This is a genomic window from Mesorhizobium sp. M7A.F.Ca.US.005.03.2.1 (assembly GCF_003997795.1).
Classification (GTDB): domain Bacteria; phylum Pseudomonadota; class Alphaproteobacteria; order Rhizobiales; family Rhizobiaceae; genus Mesorhizobium; species Mesorhizobium ciceri.
Window position 1 is genome coordinate 1 of sequence record NZ_RZRP01000460.1, and the last position, 5,003, is coordinate 5,003.

Consider the following 5,003-nt stretch of genomic DNA (forward strand, 5'->3'; position numbering starts at 1 on the left):
CGATGATCGCATTAATCGCGATGGCATGGTGGCGCAATTGGCTTGCGTCCGATTTGCGCCGTTCGGCGGCGAGCACCTCGGCCACAACCGCTTCCACCTCATTGCGAAAACCAAGGTAGCCTTCGCGGTGGGCGTGGGCCAAGGTCGGATCCGCTCTGGCGCGGCCGATGAAGGTTGCCCAGAGCGAAAACACCCGCGCGTCGATAATCGGCGCATTGAGGTTGGCGGTGACGAAAGCCGCAAGGCGCTGGCGAGGCGAGGCATTCTCCATGACCAAAGCCGCTTTCGCCTGCTCGGTCATGCGGCCCATCAGCGCTGCATAGGCTTCCTGCAGCAATTCTTCCTTGCCGGGAAAATAGTGCCGGATCAGCCCGGCGGTGACGCCGGCACGCAATGCGATGGTGCGCAAGGTGGCGCCCTGCAGGCCATGTTCCGCCACGCTGTCCAGAGTGGCCTCGATCAGATCCTGCCGCCGCCGCTCCTCGCCCTCGCGACGGAACCTGCGGCGGGATGGCATATTCATTGGCGCAGGATCGGTCGCGTCAGGCATGTCGGCCCGCCCTCGCAGGCGATGCAGAGCGCATCCGCCTCGAAGATTTCGACCGTGCAGCCGGCGGCTTCCATCGCGGCTTTGGTCTTTGGAAAGCCCGCGACGGCAATGATCTTGTGTGGGCTGGTCGGCAGCACGTTCAGGCTAAGGCCGTTGGAAGCCGCGAACTCTTCGGCGTCGCCTTCGACCAGCCGGATGTTACGCGCCTTCAGCATCTGATAGAATGGGGCCGGCAAAAGCGGTGAATGGACCAGTGCGAGGTCGTCGGCCAGCGGGCTGATCACCGACATCAGATGCAGGCACGCTTCTTCGCCTTGCCACAGCGGAAGATCAAAGCCGTAGACGGAAACGCCCAGCGGCGTCAGCAGGTTGGAAACCTGCTGGATGCCTTCCTGGTTGGAGCGGACACCGCGCCCGATCACCAGCGTACGGGCATCGAGCCATACGCAATCACCGCCTTCGACCTGGCCAGGAACCTCGACGCGGCCCAGGATTGGAATGCCCAGCCTTCGGTAGGTTTCCTCATGCAGCGAGGGCTCCCTGGCGCGCAACGGCTTGCCCATGGACAGAATCAGCGCGCCGCGATCGGTCATCAGCGACGGGTCGTGCGTGAACACCGAGTCCGAAAGTCCATCCGCCGTGTCCTCGATCCATTCGATTTCGGCACCGGAAGCCGCCACCAGTTCAGCAAGGAGCGCGTGCTGCGATGCCGCTTTCGCCGGATTGAATCCCGGGCCATAGTGCCAGGCAACCCTGTCGGCATTGCGCATGGCGTTGGCCGCCGACCGCATCAGCACGCGGCGCAGCGGCGCCGCCATGGACTGTGATCCGAAAGCGCTCATCGAAGTCCTTTTTCGCTGAAAAAAATCGAGAAAATTTCATGGAAGGCTATTTATACACTTGCACAACAAGCTCGCAAGTGCCGTAATAAGCAGGATTGACGGGCTCTCGCCGTTGGGTCCATGCTGAAGTCTGGAGCGGGGCAGTACAGCGTATATGTTGATTAGCCGGATACACGTTCGACGAACCGCAGCCGACCCGATAGAGGTCACCCGGTGAGCGTGGTGGAAGCTGCCGCAGTCCGATCCGGCAAGGCGCAGGACGGCGCCGCCGAAGCCATCCATGTCGAGAACCTGCACAAGAAGTTCGGTGAGCTGCATGTGCTGAAGGGCGTCTCGCTGTCAGCGCGCGACGGCGAGGTCATCGCCATCATCGGCGGCTCGGGGTCCGGCAAGTCGACCCTGCTGCGCTGCATCAACTGCCTGGAAAACCCGACCAGCGGCATCATTCGCGTCAATGGCGAGGAGATCAAACTCAAGGCCGACAGCCACGGCCACACCATTCCGGCCGACCGCAAGCAGATCGAGCGCATCCGCTCCAAGCTCGGCATGGTGTTCCAAAACTTCAACCTGTGGAGCCACATGACGCTGATCGAAAACGTCATCGAGGTTCCGGTGCATGTGCTTGGCGTCAAGCGCGATGTGGCGATCGGCGAGGCCGAGAGGCTGCTCGCCCGTGTCGGTCTGGCTGAAAAGCGCGACGTCTATCCGGCCTATCTGTCGGGCGGCCAGCAGCAGCGCGCCGCGATCGCCCGGGCGCTGGCCATCAATCCGCGCGTCATGCTGTTCGACGAGCCCACCTCCGCGCTCGATCCCGAACTGGTCGGCGAGGTGCTGAAGGTGATCGGCGACCTGGCGCGCGAAGGCCGCACCATGGTGCTGGTCACCCACGAGATGAAGTTCGCCCGCGAGGTCGCGACCCATGTCGTCTACCTCTACAACGGGCTGGTCGAGGAAGAAGGGCCGCCGGAGCAGATCTTCGGCGCACCGAAATCCGAAAGGCTGAAGCAGTTCATCCGCAACATCGGCTAGGCAAGCCGGGACGGAAGAAAACCGGGAACCAACAACAAACTGGGAGTCATGAAATGAAGACCGTTCTGAAGACATTTGCCGCAGCGCTGCTGCTCGGCGTCGCCGCCATGGGCGTGGCCAAGGCCGATCCGGTCAAGATCGGCGTCGCCGCCGAGCCTTATCCGCCCTTCACCTCGCCCGATGCTTCGGGCAAATGGATCGGCTGGGAGATCGACTTCATCGACGCCGTCTGCGCCGAGGAGAAGCTCGATTGCGTCATCACCCCGGTTGCCTGGGACGGCATCATCCCGGCTCTGACGACCAAGAAGATCGACCTCATCGTCTCCTCGATGTCGATCACCGCCGAACGCGCGAAGACGATCGATTTCTCGGACAAGTACTATAACACGCCGACCGCGATCATCGGCCCGAAGGACCAGAAATTCGGCTCCGCTCCGGACGACCTCAAGGGCAAGATCGTCGGCGTGCAAGTGTCGACGGTGCACGCTGTCTACGCCAAGAAGCACTTTGGCAGCACAGCCTCCGAGATCAAGGAATACCAGACCCAGGACGAGGCCAACAACGATCTGGCCGCCGGCCGTCTCGACGCGGTGCAGGCCGATTCCATCGCGCTTGGCGAATTCCTCAAATCCGACCAGGGCAAAGCCTGCTGCGACCTGAAGGGCATGGTCGCTCCCGATGACGAAGTGCTCGGACCGGGCGTCGGCGCCGGCGTGCGCAAGGAAGACACCGACCTGAAGGGCAAAATCAACGCCGGCATCAAGGCGATCCGCGCCAACGGCAAATATGACGAGATCTCGAAGAAATACTTCGATTTCGACATTTACGGCGGCGGCGGCGCGCAGTCGAACTGACGATCCTCGTATGAGCTGTGGGGTGTGGCGTCGCGCCATGCCCCACCTGCTCGATCTTTCCCAGGCATGTTTGCCGCCGACGCAGCCGTCGGCGGTTAGTCAGCACTTCGGGGGCGACGCTGATCGACGCACTTCTTTCGGCCTCCGCGGCCGGCATCACCGAGCTTCTCTCGCCCTACCCGCCAGGCTGGGGCGGGGCGCTTCTGGTTGGGCTGCTGCATTCGATCGAGATCGCGCTGGGCGCCACGTGCCTCGGCCTTCTGATCGGCACCGGCGGCGCCTATGGCAAGCTTTATGGCGGGCCGGTGGTGCGCGATCTCCTGGCGGTTTACACCACCATCGTGCGCGCCGTGCCCGAACTGGTGCTGATCCTGCTGCTCTATTACGCCGGCACCGACCTGATCAATCAGGCGCTGACGGCCATGGGTTATCAGCGCGTCGACGTGAGCGGCCTTGCCGCCGGCATCGCCGTGCTCGGCTTCGTCCAGGGCGCCTATTCGACAGAGGTGATACGCGGCGCGATCCTGGCCATTCCGCAGGGCCAGATCGAAGCCGCCCGCGCCTATGGAATGTCTCCGGGCCTGATGTTGCGGCGCATCACCTTGCCGTCAATGCTGCCCTTCGCTATTCCGGGCCTCGCCAATCTCTGGCTGATCGCCACCAAGGACACCGCGCTATTGGCTGTTGTCGGCTTCTACGAGCTGGCGCTGGCAACGCGGCAGGCAGCGGGCGTCACCAAGGCCTATTTCACCTTCTTTTTCGCGGCGGGCGTGCTCTATCTGCTTTTGTCGCTGTTTTCCAACCTCGTTATCGGCCGGGTCGAGACCTGGTCGCGGCGCGGCATGCCTTCGCTCAAGGAGGCGCGCTGATGGCCAACGAGGCGACCATCATCGACGTCGCCGCGCGAACGTCGCTGTGGCTGCAGCCGCACCGCATCGTGCTGATCCTGATCGCACTGGGCCTTGTTCTGTCGGCCGCCTTTTTCATGCGCTGGGACTGGCTGCCGCAATATTATGAAATGGGCTTGATCGGCCTCTGGCGCTCGCTGTGGATCCTGGCCGTCACCTGCGTGCTGGGCTTCCTGCTGGCCGTCCCGCTTGGCCTGGCGCAGGCTGCCGGCTCGTTCTGGTTCGCCGCACCCGCCAAGGTGTTCTGCACGGTGATCCGGGGCACGCCGCTGCTGATCCAGCTCTGGCTGCTCTATTACGGCCTGGGTTCGCTGTTCCCGCAATATCCGTGGATCCGCGAATCCTGGATGTGGCCATATCTGCGGCAAGCCTGGCCCTATGGCGTGCTGGCGCTGACCCTGTCGTTCGCCGGTTATGAGGGCGAGGTGATGCGCGGCGCCTTCGCCGGCGTGCCCAAGGGGCAACTCGAAGCCGCCCGCGCCTTCGGCATGAGCCGCTGGAAGGCGTTCCGGCGGATCTGGCTGCCGCAAGCCATCTACCGGGCGCTGCCGACGCTGACCGGCGAGACCGTGCTGCAATTGAAGTCGACGCCGCTGGTGGCAACGATCAGCGTCATCGACATCTTCGCCGTTTCGTCCAAAGTACGGCAGGACACCTACCTCACCTACGAGCCCTTGCTGCTGCTGGCGCTGATCTACATGACGATAACCGGCATTCTGGTCTTCGCCTTCAGCAGGATAGAGGCCAGGATCCCGAACAAGATTGGTTAGAGGGGAGTAGGGGAGTAGGGGAGTAGGGGAGTATCGGGCCACTATCCACA

General features: G+C 63.1%; 6 protein-coding genes. 4 read left to right on the forward strand and 2 right to left on the reverse strand.

The genetic code is table 11. The features are described from left to right. Both EN991_RS22950 and EN991_RS22955 read right to left on the reverse strand, forming a co-directional pair. Positions 1-523, reverse strand: a 523-nt coding sequence (locus tag EN991_RS22950) for a TetR/AcrR family transcriptional regulator (protein WP_245461047.1), incomplete at its 3' end; no start/stop codon positions are given. After that, positions 520-1,392 (reverse strand): dimethylarginine dimethylaminohydrolase family protein, encoded by an 873-nt coding sequence (locus EN991_RS22955; protein ID WP_063171053.1) that lies wholly within the window; start codon positions 1,390-1,392, stop codon positions 520-522. The genes EN991_RS22950 and EN991_RS22955, both read right to left, overlap by 4 nt. 213 nt (positions 1,393-1,605) lie before the next feature. On the opposite strand from EN991_RS22955, the gene EN991_RS22960 reads away from it, so the two are divergent. From EN991_RS22960 to EN991_RS22975, 4 genes are all read left to right on the forward strand, one after another. After that, positions 1,606-2,421 (forward strand): ABC transporter ATP-binding protein, encoded by an 816-nt coding sequence (locus tag EN991_RS22960; RefSeq protein ID WP_063169844.1) that lies wholly within the window; start codon positions 1,606-1,608, stop codon positions 2,419-2,421. Between the two features lie 53 nt (positions 2,422-2,474). Then, positions 2,475-3,275, forward strand: a complete 801-nt coding sequence (locus EN991_RS22965; protein WP_063169843.1) for a transporter substrate-binding domain-containing protein — start codon at positions 2,475-2,477, stop codon at positions 3,273-3,275. 155 nt (positions 3,276-3,430) lie between these two features. Continuing rightward, positions 3,431-4,144, forward strand: a complete 714-nt coding sequence (locus tag EN991_RS22970; RefSeq protein WP_196815384.1) for an ABC transporter permease — start codon at positions 3,431-3,433, stop codon at positions 4,142-4,144. Further along, on the forward strand, positions 4,144-4,953 hold the full coding sequence (locus EN991_RS22975) for an ABC transporter permease (protein ID WP_063171052.1): 810 nt from the start codon (positions 4,144-4,146) through the stop codon (positions 4,951-4,953). The genes EN991_RS22970 and EN991_RS22975 overlap by 1 nt, the downstream gene beginning before the upstream one ends. The last annotated feature ends 50 nt before the right edge of the window (positions 4,954-5,003 follow it).

Coding starts and splice junctions, on each gene's coding strand:
- EN991_RS22955 (WP_063171053.1), bottom strand. CDS start 1,392: ATGAGCGCTTTCGGATCACAGTCCATGGCGGCGCCGCTGCGCCGCGTG.
- EN991_RS22965 (WP_063169843.1), top strand. CDS start 2,475: ATGAAGACCGTTCTGAAGACATTTGCCGCAGCGCTGCTGCTCGGCGTC.
- EN991_RS22975 (WP_063171052.1), top strand. CDS start 4,144: ATGGCCAACGAGGCGACCATCATCGACGTCGCCGCGCGAACGTCGCTG.